This window comes from Paraburkholderia sp. LEh10 (assembly GCF_017814945.1).
Taxonomy (GTDB): Bacteria; Pseudomonadota; Gammaproteobacteria; order Burkholderiales; family Burkholderiaceae; genus Paraburkholderia.
Genome location: NZ_JAGIPX010000020.1, coordinates 46,673 through 70,587, shown reverse-complemented (window position 1 = coordinate 70,587; position 23,915 = coordinate 46,673). Strand labels below are relative to the sequence as shown.

Below are 23,915 nucleotides of genomic sequence, written 5' to 3'. Positions count from 1 at the left end.
ACCAGCGCGCTGATCAACGCGCCAGCAACAGCGTGTTGGTGCGTCTCACGAAGCTCGCGGGGTCTTCGAGCGAGCCGCCTTCCGCGAGCAACGCCTGATCGAACAACAGGTGGCACCAGTCGTCGAAATTCGCGTTGTCCGTCTGCAGGCTCTTGACGAGCGCGTGTTCCGGATTCACCTCGAGAATCGGATGGAACGTCGGCGCGTTCTGGCCCGCCGCCTTCAGCATGCGCTGCAGGTAGCCGCTCATGTCGCCTTCGTCGGCGACGAGGCACGACGGCGAGTCGGTCAGGCGGAACGTCAGACGCACGTCCTTCGCCTTGTCCTTGAGCGTTTCCTTCATGCGTTCGACGAGCGGCTTCAGCTCCTCGCTGACCTTCTCTTGCGCCTGCTTCTCTTCGTCGTTCAGCTGGCCCAGATCGAGGTCGCCGCGAGCGACGCTTTGCAGCGGCTTGCCGTCGAACTCGTTGAGGAACGACAGCATCCATTCGTCGACGCGATCCGTCAGCAGCAGCACTTCGACACCCTTTTTGCGGAACACTTCGAGATGCGGGCTGTTCTTCGCGGCCTGATACGTATCCGCCGTGACGTAATAAATCTTCGTCTGCTCGGGCTTCATGCGCGCGATGTAGTCCGCGAGCGACACGTTCTGCTCCGACGAGTCGTTATGCGTCGACGCGAAACGCGCGAGCTTCGCAATGCGCTCCTTGTTCGTGAAGTCTTCGCCGATGCCTTCCTTCAGCACCTGGCCGAATTCCTTCCAGAACGTCGCGTACTTTTCCTTGTCGGCGGCTTCTTCCGAGTTGGCCAGCTCTTCGAGCATCGATAGCGCGCGCTTCGTCACGCCTTCGCGGATCGCCTTCACATCGCGGCTTTCCTGCAGCAGTTCGCGCGATATGTTGAGGGGCAGATCGCTCGAATCGACGACGCCCTTCACGAAGCGCAGATAGGCGGGCAGCAGTTGCTCGGCGTCGTCCATGATGAACACGCGCTTCACGTACAGCTTGAGGCCGCCGCGATGATCGCGGTTCCACAGGTCGAACGGCGCGTGCGACGGCACATACAGCAGTTGCGTGTACTCGCTGCGTCCCTCGACGCGGTTATGCGTCCACGTCAGCGGGTCCTGGTGATCGTGCGACAGATGCTGGTAGAACTGCTTGTACTGCTCGTCGGTGATGTCGCTCTTCGCGCGCGTCCACAGCGCGCTGGCCTGGTTGACGGTCTCGTCTTCGTCCTTCGCGACCATCTCGCTCTTCTCGGCGTCCCACTCTTCCTTCTGCATCAGGATGGGCAGCGCGACGTGATCCGAGTACTTCTGGATGATCGACTTCAGCTTGTACGTGGACAGCAGTTCGTCTTCGTCGGCGCGCAGATGCAGCGTGATCGTCGTGCCGCGTTGCGCGCGCTCGATCGTGTCCACCGAGAAATCGCCTTCGCCCGAGCTCACCCAGCGCACGCCTTCCGACGCGGGCAGCCCGGCGCGGCGCGTTTCCACCGTGATCTTGTCCGCGACGATGAAGCCCGAGTAAAAGCCGACGCCGAACTGGCCGATCAGCGCCGCGTCCTTCTGCTGGTCGCCCGACAGCTTGCCGAAGAACTCCTTCGTGCCCGAACGCGCGATCGTGCCGAGGTGCGACACCGCTTCGTCGCGGCTCATGCCAATGCCGTTGTCGTCGATGCTGATGGTGCGCGCCGCCTTGTCGTACGACACGCGGATGCGCAGATTCGGATCGTCCTCATACAGCGCGCTGTTCGCGATCGCTTCGAACCGGAGCTTGTCCGCGGCGTCCGATGCGTTCGAGATCAGTTCGCGGAGGAAGATTTCCTTGTTGCTGTACAGCGAATGGATCATCAGGTGCAGAAGCTGTTTCACTTCCGCCTGAAAGCTCATGGTTTCTTGTGCCATGGTCAGTTTTCCCTTTTTGTTGCAGGTTGATTCGGAGCAGGTGCCCGTACCTGCCGTGTCGGCGTGCGATACGGACGTTGCCGCTCCAGATGGGGGCGTGCGCGCCGGATTCAAGAGGCGTCGACAAGCGTTCAGGACGCGCGGCGCGCGACGCTGTCCAGATAGCGGCACAGGAATGCGGGCAGCGCCGGATCGCCGCAATTCGCAACGTTAAAGCGCATCCACGTGGTCGGCGACTGCTGCGGCGAAAAGAGGCTCCCCGGCGTCAGCAAGAAGCCTTCCTCGTGCCCGGCAGCCGCGAGCGCGTCGGCATCGACGCCCGTGTCCGCCCACACGAACATGCCCGCAGCGGGTGTCTGGAACATGCGCAGGCCCGTCTTCTCCAGCATCCGCACCGACTTGTCGCGCACGCCGTCGAGCCGCGCGCGCAGCCGCTCGACGTGCCGCCGGTAATGTCCCTCTGTCAGGATCTTGTAAAGCACGCGCTCGTTCAGTTCGGGCGTCGTCATGCCGACCAGCATTTTCTGGTCGGTGATCGCCTTCCCCACGTCCAGCGACGACGCGACGAATCCGACCCGCAAGTTCGCCGCGAGCGTCTTCGAGAAGCTGCCCAGATAGATCACGCGCTTGAGCTGGTCGAGGCTCGCGAGGCGCGTCGCGGGAAAGCCCGGCGGGCACAGGTCGCCGTAGATGTCGTCTTCGACGACGATGAAGTCGTATTCCTCCGCGAGCCGCAGAATGCGGAACGCCTGCGCGGCAGTAAGCGACGTGCCCGTCGGATTTTGCAGCACCGAGTTGATCACGAGCATTTTCGGCCGCCATGTCTGCACGAGCGTTTCCAGCGCGTCGAGATCGGGGCCGTCGGGCGTATACGGCATGCCGACGAGGCGTGCGCCTTGCGATGCGAAGCGCCCGAACATCTGGAACCAGGCCGGATCGCCGACGATCACCGTATCGCCCGGCTGCACGTAGAGCCGCGCGATCAGGTCGATGGCCTGCGTGATGCCGGACACGAGCACGATCTGGTCCGGCGACGCGCCGATCTCCAGTTCTTCAAGGCGAGTCTGCAGTTGCTGGCGCAGCGGCAAAAAGCCTTGCGGCGTGCCGAAGCCGAGCATTTGCGCGCCGCTTTGCCGGCCGAGCGTGCGCAGCGCGCCCGTGATCAGCTCGCCGTCGAGCCATCGCGACGGCAGATAGCCGAGGCCCGGCCCGCGTTCGGGACGCGTCGACGTGTGCAGCATGTTGCGCAGCAGCCAGACCACGTCGATGGTGCTGGGCGCGGGCGCGGCATCCTGCGTCGCGCGGCGTTCGACGGCGATCGGACCGACGGCGAGCCGCTCGCGCACGTAGAAGCCCGAGCCGCGCCGCGAATCCAGATAGCCCTGCGCGACGAGCCGCTCATACGCCTCGACGACCGTGAAGCGCGACACGCCCTTGTCGAGCGCGAGCTTGCGGATCGACGGCATGCGCATGCCGGGACGAAACACGCGCTCCTCGATGCGGCGGCGCGCCCACTGGACGAGCTGGTCGACGAGCGTGAGCGCCGAGGCATCGTGAGGGGCGGGAATCAGGTCGAGCGGAACGGACATGGCGGGCTCCAGCTGGGTGCTGCAAGGGCGACGTCGGGACGGCTGGCATTCGGCGCAGGCGGACGGCGTTGCGTCCGCCCCGCGCGACGGGACAGGCAAGGCGAAACAACTGTACCGAACAGTATCGAACCGATTGTACCGTTACTGTGCCGGTGACTGTCGGTACATTTGATTCGACGCTGTTTCCGATGCCGTTTCCGATTCACTTGCCCGCTTCATGACGGCGGCGCAATGCCCGCTGATTCCGGCCTTGCCGGACTGCGCATGGTCCGGCCGCAAGCCAAACGGTTATTCTTACAGACCAACCCCGATCGCCCGGCATACGGCAGACAGTTGCCTGCCGCAGCGGCATCCAGCAGAACGACCGTCCTCTCGCAGCCATGACCGCACACACGCTACACCTCGATCATCTCGTTGTTTCCGCCCGTACCCTCGACGAGGGCACGCAATACGTCGCCGATACGCTCGGCGTCGCGCCGTCGGGCGGCGGCACGCACCCGTCGATGCGCACGCACAACCGGCTGCTCAACCTGTGGGGCGGCGCATACCTCGAAGTGATCGCGATCGATCCCGACGCCGACGCCTCCAACGGCGCCCGTCCGCGCCTCTTCGCCCTCGACGATCCCGCGACGCACGCGCGCCTCGCCAGCGGCCCGTATCTGTCGCACTGGGTCGCGCGCGTCGAGCGGCCGAAGAATCTGGCGCTGTGGCAACAGCAGTATCCGCAGCGCATTTCGACCGTCGTGCCGCTGACGCGCGGCGATTTCACATGGAGCCTGACGGTCGCCGACGACGGCGCATTCCCCGCGTGGCAAGGCGCCGGCGATGGCATCGTGCCGTCGCTGATTCAATGGGATACGCCGCGTCATCCGTCGGCGGTGCTGCCGGAAACGGGGCTCGCGCTCAAGTCGCTCACAGGCTGGCATCCGCACGCCGAAATCGTCGCGCAGCAGTTGCAATGGCTCGGCGCGGCGCACCTGATCAAGCTGGAAAGCACGAGTGGCACGCCCGCGCTCGCCGCCGACATCGAAACACCGGGCGGGCTGCGCACGCTCAAATAACCACACACGAAGAGACGAAAAGCAATGAAGCGTGAAACCCAGGGCATGTTGCTCGGCCTGATCGGCGTGATGATTTTCAGCCTGACACTGCCGATGACCCGCATCGTCGTCGCCGAATTCAGCCCGCTGCTGAACGGTCTTGGCCGGGCGCTCGCCGCTTCCGTTCCCGCTGCCGTGCTGCTCGCGATCCGCCGCGAAAAGCTGCCGACGTGGCCTCAAGTGAAGGCGCTCGCCGTCGTCTCGCTCGGCGTCATCATCGCCTTTCCGGTGTTCTCGGCGTGGGCGATGAAGAGCGTGCCCGCGTCGCATGGCGCTGTCGTCAACGGCTTGCAGCCGCTGTGCGTCGCGATCTACGCGGCGTGGCTGTCGCACGAGCGGCCGTCGAAGGCGTTCTGGGCGAGCGCCGTTGCGGGCAGCGCGATCGTCGTCGCGTTTGCGTTGCAGGCGGGGGGCGGCGCGTTCCAGGCGGGCGACCTGCTGATGCTCGTCGCCGTCGGCATCGGCGCACTCGGCTATGCGGAAGGCGCGCGGCTCGCGCGGCAGATGGGCGGCTGGCAGGTGATCTGCTGGGCGCTCGTCGTGTCGGCGCCGTTCCTGCTCGTTCCCGTTGCATGGCTCGGCTGGCAACAGCACGTCACGCACCCCGCGCCAGTCGCGCTGAAGACCTGGCTCGCGTTCGGCTACGTGACGCTGTTCTCGCAGTTCATCGGCTTCTTCGCATGGTATGCGGGGCTCGCGATGGGCGGCATCGCGCGCGTCGGCCAGGTGCAACTGCTGCAGATCTTCTTCACGATGGCGTTCTCCGCGCTCTTCTTCGGCGAGCACGTCGCGCCCATCACGTGGATTTTCGCGGCCGCCGTGATCGCCACCGTGATGCTGGGCCGCCGCGCCGCCGTGCACACGGCCGTGCGACCCGTTCGCGCCGCCTGACGAGTTCGCGCGATAATCACCTTTTTGACCGACCACTGTTCAAGCAACACGACGAGGAGACCATGAATCAAAGCGACCTCAATGCCCCGGCCTGGCAATTGTCCGAACGCGCTCGCAAGCTGACCAGTTCGGCGATCCGCGAAATCCTGAAGGTCACCGAGCGGCCCGAGGTCATTTCGTTTGCGGGCGGCCTGCCGTCGCCGGCCACGTTCCCGGCCGAAGCGATGCGCGCGGCAAGCGACCGCATCCTGCGCGACGCCCCCGCCGCCGCGCTCCAGTACAGCGCGACGGAAGGGTATCTGCCGCTGCGCGAATGGATCGCGCAGCGCTACTCGGTGAACGGCGCGCAAATCCGCCCGTCGCAGGTGCTGATCACGACAGGCTCGCAGCAGGCGCTCGATCTGCTCGGCAAGGTGCTGGTGTGCCCGGAAAGCCCCGTGCTCGTCGAAACGCCGACCTATCTCGGCGCGCTGCAATCGTTCTCGCTGTACGAGCCGCACTACGTACAGGTGCCGACCGACGACCACGGCCTGATCCCCGAAGGCCTCACGCCCGAACTGACGAAGGGTGCGCGCCTTCTGTACGCGCAGCCGAACTTCCAGAATCCGACGGGACGCCGCCTGCCCGTCGAGCGCCGCCGCGCGCTCGCGGAGCTCGCGAAGTCGGCGCCCTTCCCCGTCATCGAAGACGATCCGTACGGCGCGCTCGACTACAAGGGCGAGCCGCTGCCGACGATGCTGTCGATGGCGCCCGATCACATCGTTCATCTCGGCTCGTTCTCGAAAGTGCTCGCGCCGGGTCTGCGGATCGGCTACATCATTGCGCCCGAGGAACTGCACTTCAAGCTCGTGCAGGCCAAGCAGGCCACCGACCTGCACACGCCGAGCTTCACGCAGCGCATCGTGCACGAAGTCGTGAAGGACGGCTTCCTCGATACTCACGTGCCGAAAATCCGCGCGCTCTATCGCGACCAGTGCGAAGCGATGCTCGGCTCGCTCGAACGCTACATGCCGGAAGGCGTGACGTGGAACCGCCCGGAAGGCGGCATGTTCATCTGGGTCTCGCTGCCGCAGAAAATCGATTCGATGAAGCTGCTCGAAGCAGCCGTCGCGCAGAACGTCGCGTTCGTGCCGGGCGGTCCGTTCTTCGCCAACGAGGCGCAGCACAACACGCTGCGTCTTTCGTTCGTGACCGTGCCGCCCGAGAAGATCGACGAAGGCGTTGCGCGTCTCGCGGAACTGATCCGCGCGCGCGTTTGAAGCGCCCGCACAAGGACGCGTTCGCAACGCGTCCGCTCACGCCGTCAGCGCGGCACCAACGTCGAAGCGACATCGAATCGACGCCTGTCGCGCGCAAGCTAAACCACTGTTTCCATTCATCGACGAGGACACGTCATGGCTCAATCGAATGTGTATGACAAGCTGAAGGAACTGGGCATCGAACTGCCCGTGGCGGGCGCGCCCGCTGCCGCGTACGTGATGAGCGCGCAAAGCGGCAACACGGTGTATCTGTCCGGCCACATCGCGAAAAAGGACGGCAAGGTATGGGCCGGCAAGCTCGGCGACAACCTGACGACGGAAGAAGGCAAGGCGGCGGCACGCTCGATCGCGATCGACCTGCTCGCGACACTGCATGCGCACGTCGGCGACCTGAACCGCGTGACGCGCATCGTCAAGCTGATGAGCCTCGTGAACTCGACGCTCGATTTCACCGAGCAGCATATCGTGACGAACGGCGCATCGGAGCTGATCGCCGACGTGTTCGGCGAGCGCGGCAAGCATGCGCGTTCGGCATTCGGCGTTGCGCAGATTCCGCTCGGCGCGTGCGTCGAGATCGAACTGATCGCCGAGGTCCAGTAAGCGGCACCTTGCGAACGTCAGCGATTGAAGGCGTTGGTTGCACATGCCTTCATCGCGCGCTCCAATGCCGGCACGCCGTCGATGATGTGAACGCGTCATCGGCGGCGTGCTTTTTTGTGCGTCCTCGGTCACGAGGCGGCGCGCGGCATGCCGGCGCTCCACGTTGCACGGCCACAACAGATCATCGAAGAGGAAACAGGCGATGCAAGAGCAAATCGTTCGCTTCAAACAGGTCGATGTCTTCACATCGGTGCCGTTCAAAGGCAATCCGCTCGCCGTGGTATTCGACGCGGACGGACTCGGCACTGAGCAGATGCAGGCGATCGCGCGCTGGACGAATCTGTCCGAGACCACTTTTCTGCTCAGACCAACCGACCCGTCCGCCGACTATCACGTACGCATCTTCACGACGCGCGGCGAGTTGCCGTTCGCCGGCCACCCGACGCTCGGCACCGCGCACGCATGGCGCGAAGCCGGCAATCGGCCGAAGCAGCCGGGCCGGCTCGTGCAGCAGTGCGCGGCGGGGCTGATCGAACTCGCGGAGGAAGACAGCCAACGCAACGTATGGGCATTCGCCGCGCCGCCCGCGCGCGTCACGCCGCTCGACGAGAGCCAGTACGCGGCGCTCGACGAGGCCCTGCGCAGCGATGCAATCGATTACACGGCACAGCCCTGCGGCGTGGACAACGGTCCGCAATGGCTCGTCGTCCGTATGAATTCAGCGAGCGCGTGTCTTACGCTCGACCCGGATGCGGCCGCGTTCGCGCGCGTCGCCCAGACGGTCGGCGTGCACGGCGTTGCCGCTTATGGCCCGCACGATTCGAATGGACCGGCGACGTTCGAGCTGCGCTGCCTGATGATGGGCGGCGGGCTCGGCATTGGGGAAGACCCTGTGACAGGCAGCGCGAACGCGGCGCTCGCGGGGCTGCTCACCGCGCAGAACCGGCGGCCCGGCGCGCAATACACGGTGCGCCAGGGCACTGCGCTCGGCCGCGCCGGCGATGTCTCTGTCCGTTACGACGACGCGGCAGGCAAGACGTGGATTGGCGGCGCATCGGTGACGATCGTGGACGGCACGTTCCGTCTGCGTTGAAACGCCGCACGCGTGACGAGTCGCGCGACGGCTGGCGGAATTGACATTTCCACGTCACCTGGATGTTCTAAAAGTCCATCGGATGTACATCCACACAACGCCCCAATTCCACGCATACGCGGCTATTCATGCAGACTGCATGAATAGCCGCGTCGACATGATGGCTGTCGATCCTCCATTCTTACAACATCGGCGGCTTGCGCACTTTTCGACAAGATCTTTCAAACGCCCGGCTGGCGCGCCCGTCCGGGCAGCGGGCGGACCGCGCGGAACGCCCGCGCGCATGCCCGCCGAGCCGAGCGTATACCCGATGCACGAGCCCTTCCTTAATTTTTGGCCATTCAGTAATATCAAAACGTAACCGATGACCAACCGGGTGGTTTGGCTCGCCACCACGCCCCTGCCTACGCGGCAGTTGCGGCATATCAACGTCAACGCAGCCGGATCGACAGTCGCGCAGTCAATCGAAACACAAGCATCGCAACGCAAGCACAGCCGCAAGGCACAGGGTCACGGTCTATCCGATGAATCAGTTCCGCCACTCCACCGCGCGCGACGTCAGGCACCGCCTCGATCCGGCGGGCACGCGCCGCCGCGCGCTGCTCGCGATTCCCGCGCTCGGCGTGCTCGTGCTCGTGCTGTTGTGGACGGTGATCTTCGCGCGTCTGTCGGTTGAGAAGGAAACCACTTATCGCGAGGCGATGGCGTCGGCCGCCATTCTTTCGGCGGCGCTCGAACAGCACACGGTCAAGGCCATTCACCAGGTCGATCAGATCACGCGCTTCGTCAAGTACGAGTTCGAAAAGTCGCCCGGTCGTTTCGATCTCGCAAGCACTGTCGAAAAAGGCGTCGTGCAAAGCGAAACGCTCGTGCAGGTGTCGCTGATCGACGAGCACGGCAAGCTCACCGCGAATACGGCCGAGGCGAATCCGAAACCGATCGACCTGTCGGACCGCGAGCACTTCAGGGTGCACGAGCACGAGAACGACGACCAGCTGTTCATCAGCAAGCCGGTGCTCGGCCGCGTATCGGGCCACTGGACCTTGCAGATGACGCGCCGCCTGAATCATCCCGATGGCTCGTTCGCGGGCGTCGTGGTCGTGTCGGAAGACCCGAGCTATTTCACAAGCGACTTCTACAACAATGCCGCCATCGGGCGCGACGGCGTGATCGCCGTGATCTCCGACAGCGGTGCCGTGCTCGCGCGCCGCACAGGCAACACGGAACGTTCGCAAGGCGTATTCACCGCGTCGGGCGTGTATCCGACTTCGGAGCATGTATCGGGCACCTACGTCGATTCGATCGACAATGTGACGCGCATCGTCTCGTACCGGCATATCGACGGTTATCCGCTCGGCGTGCTGGTCGGTCTGTCGCAGGCGGAAGAATTCGCCGACTACAACCACACGCGCAATGTCTACCTGCTGATGGCGAGCTTCATCTCGCTCGCGATGCTCGGCTTCTTCGCCGTCGCCACGGGCCTCATCGGCAAGCTGCTCGGCCGCGAGCGCGAGATGACGCATCTCGTCGAATTCGATCTGCTGACGGGCCTGCGCAACCGCTACTCGACGCTCCAAAGCTTGCGTCACGACGTCGCGCAGCCGATGAACGTCGGACGCCTCGCGATCCTCTTCATCGACCTCGACAACTTCAAGACCGTCAACGACACGCTCGGCCACAACGCCGGCGACATCGTGCTGCAAATGACAGCCGCGCGTCTCGCCGACGCCGTCGCCGATGCGGGCGCGCTGTCGCGCATCGGCGGCGACGAGTTTGTGGTCGTGATCAAGGGCGACGAGGTCGAGAAGCGCGCGGTGACGCTCGCGGAAGCGATCTCCGATGTGTTCTCGAAGCCGTTCGAGGTGCGCGGCAGTTCGTTTGTGCTGCACGCGAGCATCGGCATCGCGCTCTACTCGGTCGCGAACGAAAGCGAAATCGACCTGTTGAAGAAAGCCGACCTCGCGATGTACAGCGCGAAGGACGCGGGCAAGAACTGCTACCAGTTCTACTCGCCGCATCTGTCGCATCGCGCGGACCATCTGATGAAGTGGGAACAGCAGTTGCGCGTCGCGCTCGCCGACCAGCAGCTGTTCCTCGCCTATCAGCCGAAGATCGACCTCACGCGCCGCTGCATCACCGGCTTCGAAGCGCTCGTGCGCTGGAACCATCCGCAGCAGGGCCTGATTCCCGCGAACGAGTTCATTCCCGTCGCCGAATCGACGGGCCTGATCGTGCCCATCGGCGATTTCGTGATCCGCACCGCATGCCGTCAGCTCGCGCAGTGGCAACAGCAGGGTTACGACACGCTGTCACTCGCCGTGAATATTTCGGCCGTACAGTTCTGGCGCGGCGATCTGTACCAGACGATCTCGCACGCAATCGAGGAAACGGGCATCGCCGCGCGCCGCCTCGAACTCGAAATCACCGAGACGGCGATGATGGAGTATCCGGATCTCGTCTCCGAAAAGATCTTCGCGTTGAAACGGCTCGGCGTGCGCATCGCGCTCGATGACTTCGGCACCGGCTATTCGTCGCTGTCGTATCTGAACCGCTTCTCGGTCGACACGTTGAAGGTCGATCGCTCGTTCGTGCAGGCGATTCCCGGCGATCGCAGCGTCTGCGTGATGGTGACGGCCATCGTCAACCTCGCGCGCTCGCTGGGACTCACGGTGGTCGTCGAAGGCACCGAGACGGAAGAGCAGATCGCATGGCTCGCGGCGCTCGGACATATCGAGGCGCAGGGCTTTCTGTTTTCGCGGCCCGTGCCCGCCGACGGCATCCCGGCGCTGCTCGAGCGCTTCGGCGTGTGCGGAGCGCATGGCATGCGCATCGTGCACAGCAATGACGCCGACAGCACCAGCGACGCATCGAGCACGAGCAACGAGTCGGCCTGAGGCGAGGCACGCCGCATCGACGCGTTCGCCTGTCGTCTGCGAGCCGGCGCGCGCGATCCACGCGGACTCATGCGCGACTCGCGCAAAACTCACGCAGCACATGGACGGTATCAACGCATCTCGGGCATACCCGCTCGACCGCGCATAACCCTCGGCGCGCGCCGTCGCGGACATCGACAGCGCGCGCCGCACAAGAATCCAGCCCAAAGGTGTTCGCATGCGGCCAGCCCGGCATATGACGGCGCTCCCCACGCCGACGACAGATGAAGCAGCACGATGCAACGAGCGCGAGCCGCTCTGGACGCTCTTTCGCGTCGTGTTCGGATTGTCCGCGCTTTCATGGGGCGGACTCGCGCTGATGGCGCAACTCGAAAACCATTACGTCGAGCGCGAGGAGCGCCTGACGCACCTCGCGTACTCGGACATCGTTGCGCTCGCATGGATGGTGCCGGGACCCGTTGGCTGCAATGTCGCGGTGCAGCTCGGCCACGTGCTGCGCGGGCGCGCGGGCGCATGGGTCGCGGGCGTCGCGAGCGTGCTGCCGTTCTTCGTGCTGATGACGGCATTCGCGATGTTCTACCGCACGCCGCTCGTGCGCGAAGTCGCGTCGCAGGCGCTGCTCAATCACTTCAGCGTCGTGCTCGCGACGCTGATCGGCGTGACCTGGTACAAGCAGACGCGCGCGCTCGTGCGCGGACGGCTCGAATGGACGGCTGCCGTGCTCGGCTGCATCGCGCTCGTCGGTGCGCACACGCCGGCCGCCTATATCGGGCTGCTGGGCGCGGCGTTCATGTCGGGCTGGGTGCGCAGCGACGCGCGCGGCGCGCGCCTCGCGACGACGCTCAGCGCGGGCGACTGGCGTCTGTTGATCGTCCTGTGCGTGCTGCTGCTGATCTTCGCGCTGCCGTTGCCGCACCGCTACGAAGCCGCACTGCTATGGCCGCGGCTCGCGGGCGCCGGTTTGACGCTGTTCGGCGGCGGCTTCTCCGCGCTGCCCGTGCTGAAGACATTGTTCGTCACGCCCACTGTCGGCATCAGCGACAACGAGTTCACATTGGCCTTTTCGCTATCGCCGTTGTCGCCGGGGCCGCTGTTGAATGTGGTGCCGTTCTTCGGCTATCTCGTCGAAGGATGGCGCGGCGCGCTGATCGCGACGCTCGCGTTGTTCGTGCCGTCCGGCTGCCTCGTCGTGCTCGCGCAGCGGCATTTGCGTCAACTGAAGACGAATCCGCGCTTCGAGCACGGGATGCGCGTGCTGCGCGCGGTGACCACCGCGTTCCTGGCCGTGGCCGTATTGCGCATCGCGCGCCACGTGCCGCTCGATCCGGCTTACCTCGTCACGGCGCTGTTTTCCGGCCTCTGCTTCGCGAAGCTGAAACTGCCCGTCTATGCGGTGTATGGGACGGTCGCTGTTGCGTGCGGCGTGTGGATGTACTTCGGTCACGTGGGCTGACGCGGCTGCGTCGGCGGATCATGTGAACCGTGTGAAAAGCGCCGCAGTTCGCGGCGCTTTCTGCTGCAGCGTCACAAGCGCCGCTTCGTTCACAATCCGCGCGACAGCACCGCGACGCCGATTGTCACGATACCCAGCACCAGGTTCACGACAACGAGACGCCGCACCGCGCCCACTGCGCGCGCGCCGTCCGGCCACTTCTGCGCCTGCACCGCGCGGCGCACGCGCGGAAAGAGCGCAAAGCGGATATGCCCGAAAATCAGCATCATCACGATGCCGATGCCCGCCATCGCGTGCAGTTGCCACGTCGCGTGAGCGCCGCCGAACTGCATCAGCAGAAAGCCGCCCGTCAGCAGAATCACCAGCACGGATACGCCGACCCAGTTGAAGAAGCGGCCGAACACCGATTCCCACAGCGGCAGCCGCAATTGCGGCGAGAGATCTTCGAGCGCCGGACGCAAGCAGAAATGCGCGAACACCATGCCGCCGATCCATACGGCGACACCCAGCAGATGCAGAAAGAGCGCAACCTCGATCGCCTTGTTCATATAGTTTTCCTTTCCCGATGTGGCGCGCTGCCGTTTTGTCCTGTCGATGTGCGTCGGCTCTGACACGATCCAATGACCGCGTTCGACCCATCACGTCATGCGCAGTTCATTCCCGCGCTGACTTCTTGCGTGTTGCGCCGTGAGAGACCCCGCTCACGGTTTTCACTGCGACGCACGTTGTGAAAGGCGTGCATCGCAGTGAAGATGGTAAGGCCCTGCGACCGAACCATGCGCAGCAAACGAAGCCGCAAACGAAGGCCTTGATACGCGTTGGCTTCGCGCTTGCGACATTGCGCGCGGCGTTCGCCGTGCTTACTCGCCCAGCACCGGACGCATCGACGTCACCTTCAGCTTCGTATCGGGCGTGCGGCCCTTGCGGGCGCGCTTGCTGACATGCGCAGCCAGCGCTGCGCCCGACAACAGTTCTTCGCTCGGCTTGTTACGGAATATGCCTTGCAGCACGACGCCCGCGTTGCTGATCGCCAGCGCCTGCGTGAGCGCCTCGTTCGGGTCGAGCGCCATCAGAATTACGCCGCGTCCGCCGCCCGACAATGTCTTCATTTCGTCGAGACCGAACACGAGCAGACGCCCGCCGCCCGACAGACACGCCACCTGCGTCGCGTCGGGCAGCATCGGCATCGGCGCGAGCGGCGTCGCGCCCTCGTCGATCGTCATGAACGCCTTGCCCGCTTTCACGCGGCTCACCATGTCGCCGACCTTCGCGACAAAACCGAAACCATTCGACGACGCGAGCAGCAACGCCTGCTCCGCCGACGCCGCGAAGTAATGCATCAGATGCGTGCCCGATTCGAGCTCGATCAGCGACGTGACGGGAACGCCGTCGCCGCGCCCGCCCGGCAATTGCGACACGCCGACGGAATACACACGGCCCTTGCAGCCCCACGCAATCAGCGTATCGGGCGTGCGGCACTGGAATGCGGCATAGAGACCGTCGCCCGCCTTGAACGTGAAGCCGGCGGGATCGAGCCCGTGGCCCTTCAATGCGCGCACCCAGCCCTTCTGCGACACGACGACCGTCACCGGCTCGTCGACGACGCGTGCTTCGAACGTCGCGCGCTTTTCCTGCTGGATCAGCGTGCGGCGGTCATCGCCATACTGCTTCGCGTCTGCTTCGATTTCCTTGATGAGCAGACGCTTCATCGCCGGTTCGCTGCCGAGCAGTTCTTCGAGCCTGGATTTTTCGTCACGAAGCTCGGACAGTTCCTTCTCAATCTTGATCTTCTCTAGGCGCGCCAACTGGCGCAGCCGGATTTCAAGAATGTCCTCGGCCTGACGATCGGACAGACCGAATGCTTCGATCAGTGCTGTCTTGGGTTCTTCGGATTCGCGAATGATGCGGATGACTTCGTCGATATTCAAAAAGACGATCATCCGGCCTTCGAGGATGTGAATCCGGTCGTTGACCTTGCCGAGACGATGCTGCGAACGGCGCGTGACCGTCGTGAAGCGGAAGCCGATCCATTCGTGCAGCATCTCGCCGAGACTCTTCTGACGCGGGCGCCCATCCGCGCCGACCATCACGAGGTTCAGCGTCGCGTTCGATTCGAGGCTCGTATGTGCGAGCAGCGTATTGACGAACTCGGTTTGATCGATGGTGCGCGACTTCGGCTCGAACACGAGACGCACGGGCGCATCCTTGCCCGACTCGTCGCGCACGGCGTCGAGCAGACCAAGAAGCGTCTGCTTCGTCTGCAACTGCTCCGGCGTCAGCGACTTCTTGCCGAGCTTGATCTTCGGATTGGTCTGTTCCTCGATCTCTTCGAGCACCTTCTGGCCCGACGTGTTCGGCGGCAATTCGGTAATGACGAGCTGCCACTGGCCGCGCGCGAGGTCTTCGATTTTCCAGCGTGCGCGGACCTTCAGACTGCCGCGCCCCGTCTCGTACGCTTGCGAGATTTCCGCTTCGCTCGAAATGATCTGACCGCCGCCCGGGAAGTCGGGACCTGGCACGTGCTGCATCAGTTCGGCGTGCGTGATTTTCGGATGGCGGATCATCGCGACGGCGGCGGCCGCGACTTCGCGCAGGTTGTGCGACGGAATTTCCGTCGCGAGACCGACGGCGATGCCCGACGCGCCATTCAGCAACACGAACGGCAGACGCGCAGGCAGCAGCTTCGGCTCGTCGAACGAGCCATCGTAGTTCGGCATGAAATCGACGGTGCCTTGGTCGATTTCATCGAGCAGCAGCTTGGCGATCGGCGTGAGGCGCGCTTCCGTGTAGCGCATCGCCGCCGCGCCATCGCCGTCGCGCGAGCCAAAGTTGCCCTGGCCGTCGATGAGCGGATAGCGCATCGAAAAATCTTGCGCGAGACGCACGAGCGCGTCGTACGCCGACTGGTCGCCGTGCGGGTGATATTTACCCAGCACGTCGCCGACCACGCGCGCCGACTTCACCGGCTTTGCGTTGTCGGCAAGGCCCATCTCGTTCATCGCATACAGGATACGGCGCTGCACGGGCTTCTGGCCGTCGCAGACGTCGGGCAATGCGCGGCCCTTCACGACGCTCACCGCGTAGTCGAGGTACGCGCGTTCCGCGTAGTTGCCAAGCGTCAGCACATCGCCCTCGGGCGCTGTGGGCTCGGCAAAAAGATCGGGAGTGTTGTCGTCCATCTAGATTCCGTGTCCTTGTTCGGTGGCGCGCGCTTCGTGTTCGTATGTGAAAGCACGAAGCGCGGCGGCGCTCAGATATCCGCTTCGACCTGATTGCCCTTCTCTTCGAGCCAGCTGCGGCGCGACGCCGCTTCGCCCTTGCCCATCAGCATCGTCATCCTGGCGACGGTCGCGTCGAAGTCGAGTTCGCCGAGCGCGACGGGCGACAGGCGCCGCGTGTCAGGGTTCATCGTCGTGTCCCACAACTGCTCGGCGCTCATTTCGCCGAGGCCCTTGAAGCGGCTGATCGTCCATTGCGATTCGCGCAAGCCGTCCTTGCGCAGCTTGTCGAGAATCGCTTCGAGTTCACCTTCATCCAGCGCGTAGAGCTTCTGCGCGGGCTTTTTGCCGCGCGCCGGTGCGTCGACGCGAAAGAGCGGCGGACGCGCGACATGCACGTGACCGCGCTCGATCAATTGCGGAAAGTGCTTGAAGAACAATGTGAGCAGCAACACCTGGATATGCGAGCCGTCGACGTCGGCATCGGACAAGATACAGATCTTGCCGTAGCGCAGATTGGACAGATCGACGTTGTCGTCGGGGTTGTGCGGATCGACGCCGATCGCGACAGAAATGTCGTGCACTTCGTTGTTGGCGAACAGACGATCGCGCTCCGTTTCCCATGTGTTCAGCACCTTGCCGCGCAGCGGCAGGATCGCCTGATACTCCTTGTCGCGCCCCATCTTCGCCGAACCGCCCGCCGAGTCGCCTTCGACGAGGAACAGTTCGTTGCGTTCGATTTCCGTCGATTCGCAATCCGTCAACTTGCCGGGCAGCACCGCGACACCCGAACTCTTGCGCTTTTCGACCTTCTGGCCGGCGCGCGTGCGCGCCTGCGCCTGCTTGATGACGAGATCGGCAAGCTTCTTGCCGTGCTCGACGTGCTGGTTCAGCCAGAGTTCGAGCGCGGGACGCGCGAACGACGACACCAGCTTCACGGCGTCGCGGCTATTCAGGCGCTCCTTGATTTGCCCCTGGAACTGCGGGTCGAGCACCTTTGCGGACAGCACGAACGACACGCGCGCGAATACGTCTTCCGCGAGCAGCTTCACGCCCTTCGGCTGCAGGTTGTGCAATTCGACGAAGCTCTTCACGGCCTGAAAAAGACCGTCGCGCAAGCCCGCTTCGTGCGTGCCGCCTGCAGGCGTCGGAATCAGGTTGACGTAGGACTCGCGCGTGAGCGGCCCCTCCTCGCTCCACGCGACGACCCACGCCGCGCCCTCGCCTTCGGCGAAGGTCTCTTCGTTCGAGCGCGAGCTTTCCGCGTAGCGCTCGCCTTCAAAGAGCGGAATCAGCAGATCGCTGCCCGCCATGCCTTCCATCAGATAGCCGCGCAGGCCGTCCTCGTATTTCCAGCTTTGGCGCTCGCCCGTTTTTTCGTTGACGAGAATGACCTCGACGCCCGGCAGCAGCACGGCTTTCGAGCGCAGCAGGCGTTGCAGTTCGCCAAGCGGCAGGTTGGGCGAATCGAAGTATTTCGGATCGGCCCAGGCGGTCACGCGCGTGCCCGACTTCTTGTCGGCCTTCGTCGCGGCGCGCACCTGCAGCGGCTTGATGACGTCGCCATGCGAGAAACTGAGTTCGGCGATCTTGCCGTCGCGCCAGACGGTCACGTCCAGGCGCGTGGACAGTGCATTCGTCACCGACACACCGACGCCGTGCAAGCCGCCCGAAAACGTGTACGCACCGCCCGCCGCCTTGTCGAACTTGCCGCCCGCGTGCAGGCGCGTGAAGACGATTTCGACGACGGGCACGCCCTCTTCCGGATGCAGGCCGAACGGAATCCCCCGGCCGTCGTCTTCGACGGACACGGAATGGTCGGCATGCAACGTGACGGTGATCTGACGGCCATAGCCGCCGAGCGCTTCGTCGGACGCGTTGTCGATGACTTCCTGGATGATGTGCAGCGGATTTTCGGTGCGCGTGTACATGCCGGGCCGCTGCTTGACCGGCTCCAGACCCTTGAGCACCTTGATCGATGCTTCGCTATATGCGGCGTTAGGCTTTTTCGTTGACATGGCTTGCTGAGGTCCGTCGGTTCATCGTTGTCCACATGTCTTGTGGACAGGTGCGTGGACAATGCGTTGAGTTTTCAAAAAAGGCGAAACGAAACAACGGAGTGTGCGCGCTGCGCGACTTGCGTGCAGCGCGATCGGTTTGCCCTTTCTGCCCGCCACAGTTTTTCCGTCGAGCCCACAACGGGAGCAACGCGCTGGAACGACCGTGGGAAGCAGGTTCGCGGGTATTTTACTGATTTCAATGCGCGGGGCAATTTAGATGAAGGGGATAGGACGTTTCGTGAGGTCCAACGCGTTACGGCGCGAAACATGCCCCATATAATCTGGAGACTTCCCGCTTGCGAAGCAAGCCTTGGAGTATCGATGTGAAACCCGCCTTTGGTAAAGCGATACCCGTGTGAAGAACTCGGATCTGAGCATCGCCGATTGTCTCGAACGCATGCTGGAAGCGATCGCGAGAATCGAGCATTACACCGAGGACCTGACGGACGATACGTTCCGCATCGATTCGCTCGTGCAGGATGCTGTCATCCTCAACCTGGGAATTATCGGCAGTGTCGCATGCGATGTCGCGCGCAAGCGTCCGGACTTCGCAGCCGCGCATGCGCACGTCCCATGGGAAAAGACGTGCCTCGCCTGCAACCGGTTGACGCGCGATTACTTCTCGATCGATGCAGATCGTGTCTGGCAGACGGTCGTGCGCGACCTTCCCGTACTCAAGGAACAACTGGCGCAAATCCGGCGGCCAACGTCGTAGCGCTCGACGAGCGCCGCCTCTTCGTCACTTCCGCTTGCTCTCCAGCTCATCCCACCGTTCGAGCGCCACAAGCAATTCATCGTCGATCGCCGCATAGCGCTCGGTGAGCCGCGCGCCTTCCTGCGCATCCTTGACGAAGATCGAGCCATCCTCGATTTGCGCCGCGATTGTCTTCTGTTCTGCTTCGAGCGCGGCGATCCGCTCGGGCAGCGCTTCCAGCTCGCGTTGTTCCTTGAATGAAAGCTTGACGGTGCGCTGCGCGTTGCGGCCCGCCGCGCTTTCCTTGGGCGCGGCTTCCTTCGGCGGCTCTTTTGGCGCATCCTGCTGCGCGATCTGCTCCGAGCGCTCGCGCTGAATCTGCCAGTCGGTGAAACCGCCGACATACTCGCGCCATCTGCCTTCGCCTTCCGATGCGATCACCGACGTCACCACGTTATCCAGGAACGCACGGTCGTGGCTCACCAGCAGCACGGTGCCTTCATAGTCGGTGAGCAGTTCTTCGAGCAGTTCGAGCGTCGGAATGTCGAGGTCGTTGGTCGGCTCGTCGAGCACCAGCACGTTTGCCGGGCGCGCGAAAAGACGCGCGAGCAGCAGCCGGTTTCGCTCGCCGCCCGACAACGACTTGACGGGCGAACGCGCGCGCTCGGGCGCGAACAGGAAGTCGCCGAGATAGCTCATCACGTGCTTCCTCTGGCCGTTGATCTCGACCCAGTCGCTGCCCGGGCTGATGGTATCGGCGAGGCTCTTTTCCTGATCGAGTTGCGCGCGCATCTGGTCGAAGTAAGCGACCTGCAGGTTGGTGCCGATGCGCACCTTGCCTTCGTCCGGCTGCAATTCGCCGAGAATCAGCTTCAGCAGCGTCGTCTTGCCCGCGCCGTTCGGCCCGACGAATCCAATCTTGTCGCCGCGCATCACGGTTGTCGAAAAGCGGTCAACCACCGTGCGCGCGCCGTAGCGTTTCGTCACGTCCGTCAGTTCGGCGACGATCTTGCCGGACTTTTCGCCTTGCCCGACGTCGAGCTTGACGTTGCCTTGCACGTTGCGACGTTCCTCGCGCTCCTTGCGCATCTGCACGAGCCGCGCGATCCGCCCGACGCTGCGCGTGCGCCGCGCCTCGACGCCCTTGCGGATCCACACTTCTTCCTGCGCGAGCAGCTTGTCGAACTTCTCGTTCTCGACGCGCTCGACTTCCAGTTGCTGCGCCTTGCGCGTCTGGTACGCTGAGAAATTGCCCGGATACGACAACAGGCGCCCGCGATCCAGCTCGACGATACGCGTCGCGACGCGGTCCAGAAACGCGCGGTCGTGCGTGATGAACAGCAGGCCGGCGCGCTGCGCGATCAGTAGTTCCTCGAGCCAGCGGATGCCGTCGAAGTCCAGATGGTTGGTCGGCTCGTCGAGCAGCAGCACGTCCGGTTGCACGACGAGCGCCCGCGCCAGCGCGACACGCTTTTGCATGCCGCCCGACAGCGAGCCGACGCGCGCTTCGCCGTCCAGACCGATCTGCGCGAGCGTGGTGGCGACGCGCGTGCGCCAGTTCCACGCGTCGGTCGCATCGAGCGACGATTGCAGCGCGTTCATGCGCGCAAGCAGCGCATCGTGCTGCGCGCCTTCCGGCGTTTCCGCAAGCTCGTGCGCGACCGTGTTGTATTCGTCGAGCAGCGCGCTCGCGTGCGTGAGGCCCGCTGCGACGCTGTCGAACACCGTCGCGTCGGCGTCGAACTCAGGCTCCTGCGGCACGTACACGGTGACGAGGTTCTGCTGGCGCGTGATCAGGCCGTCGTCCGGCCTGGCCAGTTCGGCGACGATTTTCAGCAACGACGACTTGCCCGCGCCGTTACGGCCGATCAGCCCGACGCGCTCGCCGGCTTCCAGGGAAAAATCCGCGTGATCGAGCAACGCGACGTGGCCGAACGCCAGTTGCGCGCCCGTGATGGTGTAAAGCGACATGGAAAATTGAAGAAACCAGCGATGAGTCGGAAGCGCTCATTGTACCCATCGGCGGCTCTGACATTGGCGGGGAGCGGCGCGGCGGACGGTATAGGACGAATGACGGTTGCGCAGCGCGTCTGCGGCGCCTGCGGATCGCGCGCCTCGTTGCCGCTCCCATGAATCGGCACGCGAGCCTTGCAGCGAAAACGAACGGCGTTCCTCGCGGCAGCGTTCGTGCCGGGAAACATTGCGCAAACGCGCCCGGCGCGGATTCGCTTGCCGCGTGAGCGCGCAGCATGCGCGCCGACGGCTACTTCACGTGAATCGCGATCGTCTTGCTCATCTCGGGACCGTACGACCGATGCGCGCCATCGCCGAAATCGAGCGTCAACGTGTGTTCGCCCGGCGGCAATGTGATCCGCGTTTCAGTCTGTCCTTTGCCGAAGTGAAGGGACTTGTCGTTGGCGGGAACCACTTCGCCTTTGGGCAACGGCTGCCCGTCGATGATCAGATGATGGTGCCCCGTGCCCTCCGTCATCGTGCCGGCGGGCGCGATCTTCATGCCGTCGACGGCAAACTTCACGTGGATGGGATTGCTGACGATCGCGCCGTCCTACGGCTCGATAAAGGAGACGCCCGCGGCATGCGCGATGCCCGACACCACCAGCATGCCCGAGCACGCTGCGCCGACCCACCGCCTGTTGTTCAGCATCGTGTTCCTCCTTGTCATACGCGACTCGACGGGCGCTGCGCGGCCCGCGAGCCAAATTGCCCGGACGCGCGTCGCTTTGCATTGATTTAAAACGATAAACACAGCAGAGCGCGGAAGCAGTCCAAGGATTTCCGGTAAGATTGCGGGTCGCCGCCGGATGCACAAGAAAGAAGCAGACCGTGCGCATTTTGCATTGAACCGATGAAGAGTGTGTGTCGTGAGTGAAGTGATCGAATACAAGAGCTGGGTCTGCCTGATTTGCGGCTGGATCTACAACGAAGAGGAAGGTTTGCCCGGGGAAGGTATCGCGGCGGGTACGCGCTTCGCCGATATCCCGGATGACTGGCGTTGCCCGCTGTGCGACGTGGGCAAGGCAGAGTTCGCCGTCGTAGAGTTCTGATACGGCGCGCCCGTGGGCGTCGATGGATTCTCCGGCGTCCGTCGTGCCTGCTTCTGCGGTCCGCGGGTGAAAGCCCTGCGGACCGTTTGCTTTTGATGGGCTTGCGGGCAGCCCGCGGACATGTCGAAAGCCGCTTTGGACACCCGGGCGATTTGCTATACTCTGCGCTCGTCGGCGGCTCCTCCCCGTAGTTCAATGGATAGAACGAGTGCCTCCTAAGCGCTAGATACAGGTTCGATTCCTGTCGGGGGGACCACACCAGCCGGTGATGGACGACGCGAGGACGACGCGACGACAAAACCCGCAACAGCTTGCGCTTTGCGGGTTTTTTATTTGCTGACGGCTCACATACGCAGAGCGATACGCAGAGCGCGCCAGGATTTCCGTATCGACTTGCCGATCAGCGGCGGCGTTCGACCTGAACCTTGACCAGTTGTTGATCGCGCCGATCGAAGAATCGGGCGAGCACGAAAAGCGTAGCAGCGGCAAATGGCCAAAGCACGAAGAATGTAGCGAGCATGAACGACTCCAATGCGAAAACGTCTGATTTGAGTGTACCGGCTCGTTACACAAAGAAAACTATCGGAATCGCCAAAACACAGTTCCCTTTTTTGACATGGAGCGGCGACACGTCCGCCTGACGCCCACGGCGGACACGTTCGCCGATCGCGCAGCGTCTCCCCGCTGCGTCCGCCCGTGACAAAATCACGCGTCCCGCGCATGACCAGCCAGACAACGAAGGACTTCCCATGGACCTCAACAAGCAAGTCGCCGCCCTCACCAGTTCGGAATTGCAAACGGCGGGCGCCAGCCAGGCGACGGCCATCGCCGTCAGTGTGCTGCTGCGCCACCTGAGCTCGCCGGAGCTGTCGAAGCTGCTGAGCTCGGCATTCGAAAATCATCAGGCCGTCATGCTGCAAACTCCTTGGCCTGACCAGATGCTGCAGTCGTTCGAAGCGACGCGCCGGTTTCTCGAAGGCGCGGCCCAGCCGCCCGCGAGCCCGGACAAGCAGCCCTGACGCCGGACTTCGCCTTACGGCGCGAATCGCCCGACCGCACGTCAATCCGGCGCGTTGCGGCCGTCGCCGCGAGACGCTCCGAACCGCCATCCATCCGACCAAGCAGCGCTTCGCCACGCGATGCGAAAAAACCACATGCCCGGGCGCCCAGGCATTCGCCGAAGCCCCGTCTGGCGGGATCTTGGTGTCGGCGCGCAAAACAAGTGTGCGCTCTCCCACTTAAGCCGCCATTTGTCTGCGGACGGGCGCCTGGCGTCCTCCTATCATTTCGTGACCCTTCGGATACCTCGGGTTGATCGATGCGCTACCCGTACAACCTGGTTCTCGCCGCTGGCCTGATGATCATCGTGCTCACCTGCAGCATCGCACTGGCGCTGACATGAGATGACACCTTGAGGAGGCCGCCGACTGCGCGTCGCGCCGCCGCGCGCCGCTCCCCGCCTCGCCGCCCGCACGCGCCGCAGTCGCTTCCGGCGCGCTGCCTCGCCGGCCAGAAAATATTTTCGATCGAACCCTAAAGTTTTGCGTGCCGCTGCCGTAGTGCGGGCATGGACAATTACCTCACTCCGTCGGCGGGATCGTTCAAATCGACTCTGATCGATCAGGACATCGCGCACATAGCCCGCGTCATGCGGCCTGCGATGCATGGCGATCTGGGCGGGGCGATTTTCCCAGCCGCCTATTGGCGCAAGCGGCTATTCGGGTTGCTCGAAGCCGATCATCTGACCAATTCGCAGATTTGCGCGATCGACGATCTGCTGCTGCAGCTCGACGAACTGTGCGCGAAAGAGCTTTCGCCGTTGCCCGTGACGACCGCGCGGCCCCCGGCGTCGCGCGACGCGAACCGCCATCGCGTGCGCCGCAAGCGCTGAGCAGTCGAGCCGTCGAGCCGTCGAGCGGTCGCGCAGACGCAAGCGAATGCCGCGGCACGCCCGCTGCGGGGGGCGATGCGCGCCGCGCATTTGACATTCGCTGATCCCTCGCGCGCTCTTCCCCGATGCTGCTGCCCGCAGCGCGACCACCCGGCGACACCCCGAGGGCGCGAGCCGACGCCGCCCAAGCTGCATCCCTTCC

The 23,915-nt window shown here is 64.0% G+C and carries 17 protein-coding genes, 1 tRNA gene and 1 pseudogene; 12 read left to right on the top strand and 7 right to left on the bottom strand.

Features of this window, described 5'->3' with window-relative positions; translation table 11 throughout:
* Positions 1–13 precede the first annotated feature (13 nt).
* Entirely contained in the window at positions 14–1,906 is a 1,893-nt protein-coding gene (gene htpG / locus J8I87_RS18360) for a molecular chaperone HtpG (protein ID WP_209933106.1), read from the bottom strand.
* Positions 1,907–2,037: 131 nt separating this feature from the next.
* Positions 2,038–3,495, bottom strand: a complete 1,458-nt coding sequence (locus J8I87_RS18355; protein WP_209933105.1) for a PLP-dependent aminotransferase family protein — start codon at positions 3,493–3,495, stop codon at positions 2,038–2,040.
* Between the two features lie 380 nt (positions 3,496–3,875).
* On the opposite strand from J8I87_RS18355, the gene J8I87_RS18350 reads away from it, so the two are divergent.
* The 7 genes from J8I87_RS18350 (at position 3,876) to J8I87_RS18320 (ending at position 12,785) form a co-directional block, all read left to right on the top strand.
* Positions 3,876–4,556: a VOC family protein gene (locus tag J8I87_RS18350; RefSeq protein ID WP_209933104.1), complete on the top strand. Its 681-nt coding sequence runs from the start codon at positions 3,876–3,878 to the stop codon at positions 4,554–4,556.
* Between the two features lie 24 nt (positions 4,557–4,580).
* Positions 4,581–5,486, top strand: a complete 906-nt coding sequence (locus J8I87_RS18345; RefSeq protein WP_209933103.1) for a DMT family transporter — start codon at positions 4,581–4,583, stop codon at positions 5,484–5,486.
* 62 nt (positions 5,487–5,548) lie between these two features.
* Positions 5,549–6,745 (top strand): PLP-dependent aminotransferase family protein, encoded by a 1,197-nt coding sequence (locus J8I87_RS18340; RefSeq protein ID WP_209933102.1) that lies wholly within the window; start codon positions 5,549–5,551, stop codon positions 6,743–6,745.
* Between the two features lie 135 nt (positions 6,746–6,880).
* Positions 6,881–7,345, top strand: coding sequence for a RidA family protein (locus J8I87_RS18335; protein WP_209933101.1), 465 nt, complete (start codon positions 6,881–6,883; stop codon positions 7,343–7,345).
* Positions 7,346–7,547: 202 nt separating this feature from the next.
* Positions 7,548–8,438, top strand: a complete 891-nt coding sequence (locus J8I87_RS18330) for a PhzF family phenazine biosynthesis protein (RefSeq protein WP_209933100.1) — start codon at positions 7,548–7,550, stop codon at positions 8,436–8,438.
* A 524-nt stretch (positions 8,439–8,962) separates the two neighbouring features.
* Positions 8,963–11,332, top strand: coding sequence for an EAL domain-containing protein (locus J8I87_RS18325; RefSeq protein ID WP_209933098.1), 2,370 nt, complete (start codon positions 8,963–8,965; stop codon positions 11,330–11,332).
* A gap of 217 nt (positions 11,333–11,549) precedes the next feature.
* Positions 11,550–12,785 carry a chromate transporter gene (locus J8I87_RS18320; RefSeq protein WP_209933097.1) on the top strand — a complete coding sequence of 412 codons (1,236 nt, stop codon included), beginning with the start codon at positions 11,550–11,552 and terminating at the stop codon, positions 12,783–12,785.
* An 89-nt stretch (positions 12,786–12,874) separates the two neighbouring features.
* Here the strand turns inward: J8I87_RS18320 and J8I87_RS18315 are convergent, their stop codons facing one another.
* The 3 genes from J8I87_RS18315 to J8I87_RS18305 form a co-directional block, all read right to left on the bottom strand.
* Positions 12,875–13,333, bottom strand: a complete 459-nt coding sequence (locus J8I87_RS18315; protein WP_209933096.1) for a CopD family protein — start codon at positions 13,331–13,333, stop codon at positions 12,875–12,877.
* Between the two features lie 312 nt (positions 13,334–13,645).
* Positions 13,646–15,964 carry a DNA topoisomerase IV subunit A gene (gene parC, locus J8I87_RS18310; RefSeq protein WP_209933095.1) on the bottom strand — a complete coding sequence of 773 codons (2,319 nt, stop codon included), beginning with the start codon at positions 15,962–15,964 and terminating at the stop codon, positions 13,646–13,648.
* Between the two features lie 71 nt (positions 15,965–16,035).
* A complete protein-coding gene (locus tag J8I87_RS18305; RefSeq protein WP_209933094.1) occupies positions 16,036–18,021 on the bottom strand; it encodes a DNA topoisomerase IV subunit B in 1,986 nt (661 codons plus the stop codon).
* 397 nt (positions 18,022–18,418) lie between these two features.
* On the opposite strand from J8I87_RS18305, the gene J8I87_RS18300 reads away from it, so the two are divergent.
* Positions 18,419–18,778 carry a DUF86 domain-containing protein gene (locus J8I87_RS18300; protein ID WP_209933091.1) on the top strand — a complete coding sequence of 120 codons (360 nt, stop codon included), beginning with the start codon at positions 18,419–18,421 and terminating at the stop codon, positions 18,776–18,778.
* A 24-nt stretch (positions 18,779–18,802) separates the two neighbouring features.
* On the opposite strand, the gene J8I87_RS18295 is transcribed toward J8I87_RS18300, so the two are convergent.
* Together J8I87_RS18295 and J8I87_RS18290 are read right to left on the bottom strand one after the other, a co-directional pair.
* A complete protein-coding gene (locus J8I87_RS18295; RefSeq protein WP_209933090.1) occupies positions 18,803–20,728 on the bottom strand; it encodes an ATP-binding cassette domain-containing protein in 1,926 nt (641 codons plus the stop codon).
* A 292-nt stretch (positions 20,729–21,020) separates the two neighbouring features.
* A pseudogene (locus J8I87_RS18290) lies at positions 21,021–21,422 on the bottom strand (DUF4399 domain-containing protein).
* Positions 21,423–21,630: 208 nt separating this feature from the next.
* On the opposite strand from J8I87_RS18290, the gene J8I87_RS18285 reads away from it, so the two are divergent.
* The 4 genes from J8I87_RS18285 (at position 21,631) to J8I87_RS18270 (ending at position 23,713) form a co-directional block, all read left to right on the top strand.
* Positions 21,631–21,822: a rubredoxin gene (locus tag J8I87_RS18285; protein WP_409518768.1), complete on the top strand. Its 192-nt coding sequence runs from the start codon at positions 21,631–21,633 to the stop codon at positions 21,820–21,822.
* A gap of 181 nt (positions 21,823–22,003) precedes the next feature.
* Positions 22,004–22,078: transfer RNA gene (locus J8I87_RS18280), tRNA-Arg, on the top strand.
* Positions 22,079–22,571: 493 nt separating this feature from the next.
* Complete coding sequence (locus tag J8I87_RS18275; protein WP_209933089.1) at positions 22,572–22,841, top strand: hypothetical protein; 270 nt, start codon at positions 22,572–22,574, stop codon at positions 22,839–22,841.
* A 548-nt stretch (positions 22,842–23,389) separates the two neighbouring features.
* Positions 23,390–23,713, top strand: a complete 324-nt coding sequence (locus J8I87_RS18270; RefSeq protein WP_209933088.1) for a hypothetical protein — start codon at positions 23,390–23,392, stop codon at positions 23,711–23,713.
* Positions 23,714–23,915: the final 202 nt, after the last annotated feature.

Bases quoted from the DNA above. Each gene is read 5' to 3' on its own strand.
- J8I87_RS18335 (WP_209933101.1), top strand. From the start codon at position 6,881: ATGGCTCAATCGAATGTGTATGACAAGCTGAAGGAACTGGGCATCGAA.
- J8I87_RS18325 (WP_209933098.1), top strand. From the start codon at position 8,963: ATGAATCAGTTCCGCCACTCCACCGCGCGCGACGTCAGGCACCGCCTC.
- J8I87_RS18320 (WP_209933097.1), top strand. From the start codon at position 11,550: ATGCGGCCAGCCCGGCATATGACGGCGCTCCCCACGCCGACGACAGAT.
- J8I87_RS18340 (WP_209933102.1), top strand. From the start codon at position 5,549: ATGAATCAAAGCGACCTCAATGCCCCGGCCTGGCAATTGTCCGAACGC.
- J8I87_RS18275 (WP_209933089.1), top strand. From the start codon at position 22,572: ATGGACCTCAACAAGCAAGTCGCCGCCCTCACCAGTTCGGAATTGCAA.
- J8I87_RS18330 (WP_209933100.1), top strand. From the start codon at position 7,548: ATGCAAGAGCAAATCGTTCGCTTCAAACAGGTCGATGTCTTCACATCG.
- J8I87_RS18355 (WP_209933105.1), bottom strand. From the start codon at position 3,495: ATGTCCGTTCCGCTCGACCTGATTCCCGCCCCTCACGATGCCTCGGCG.
- J8I87_RS18345 (WP_209933103.1), top strand. From the start codon at position 4,581: ATGAAGCGTGAAACCCAGGGCATGTTGCTCGGCCTGATCGGCGTGATG.
- parC (WP_209933095.1), bottom strand. From the start codon at position 15,964: ATGGACGACAACACTCCCGATCTTTTTGCCGAGCCCACAGCGCCCGAG.
- J8I87_RS18270 (WP_209933088.1), top strand. From the start codon at position 23,390: ATGGACAATTACCTCACTCCGTCGGCGGGATCGTTCAAATCGACTCTG.
- J8I87_RS18295 (WP_209933090.1), bottom strand. From the start codon at position 20,728: ATGTCGCTTTACACCATCACGGGCGCGCAACTGGCGTTCGGCCACGTC.
- J8I87_RS18305 (WP_209933094.1), bottom strand. From the start codon at position 18,021: ATGTCAACGAAAAAGCCTAACGCCGCATATAGCGAAGCATCGATCAAG.
- htpG (WP_209933106.1), bottom strand. From the start codon at position 1,906: ATGGCACAAGAAACCATGAGCTTTCAGGCGGAAGTGAAACAGCTTCTG.
- J8I87_RS18315 (WP_209933096.1), bottom strand. From the start codon at position 13,333: ATGAACAAGGCGATCGAGGTTGCGCTCTTTCTGCATCTGCTGGGTGTC.
- J8I87_RS18350 (WP_209933104.1), top strand. From the start codon at position 3,876: ATGACCGCACACACGCTACACCTCGATCATCTCGTTGTTTCCGCCCGT.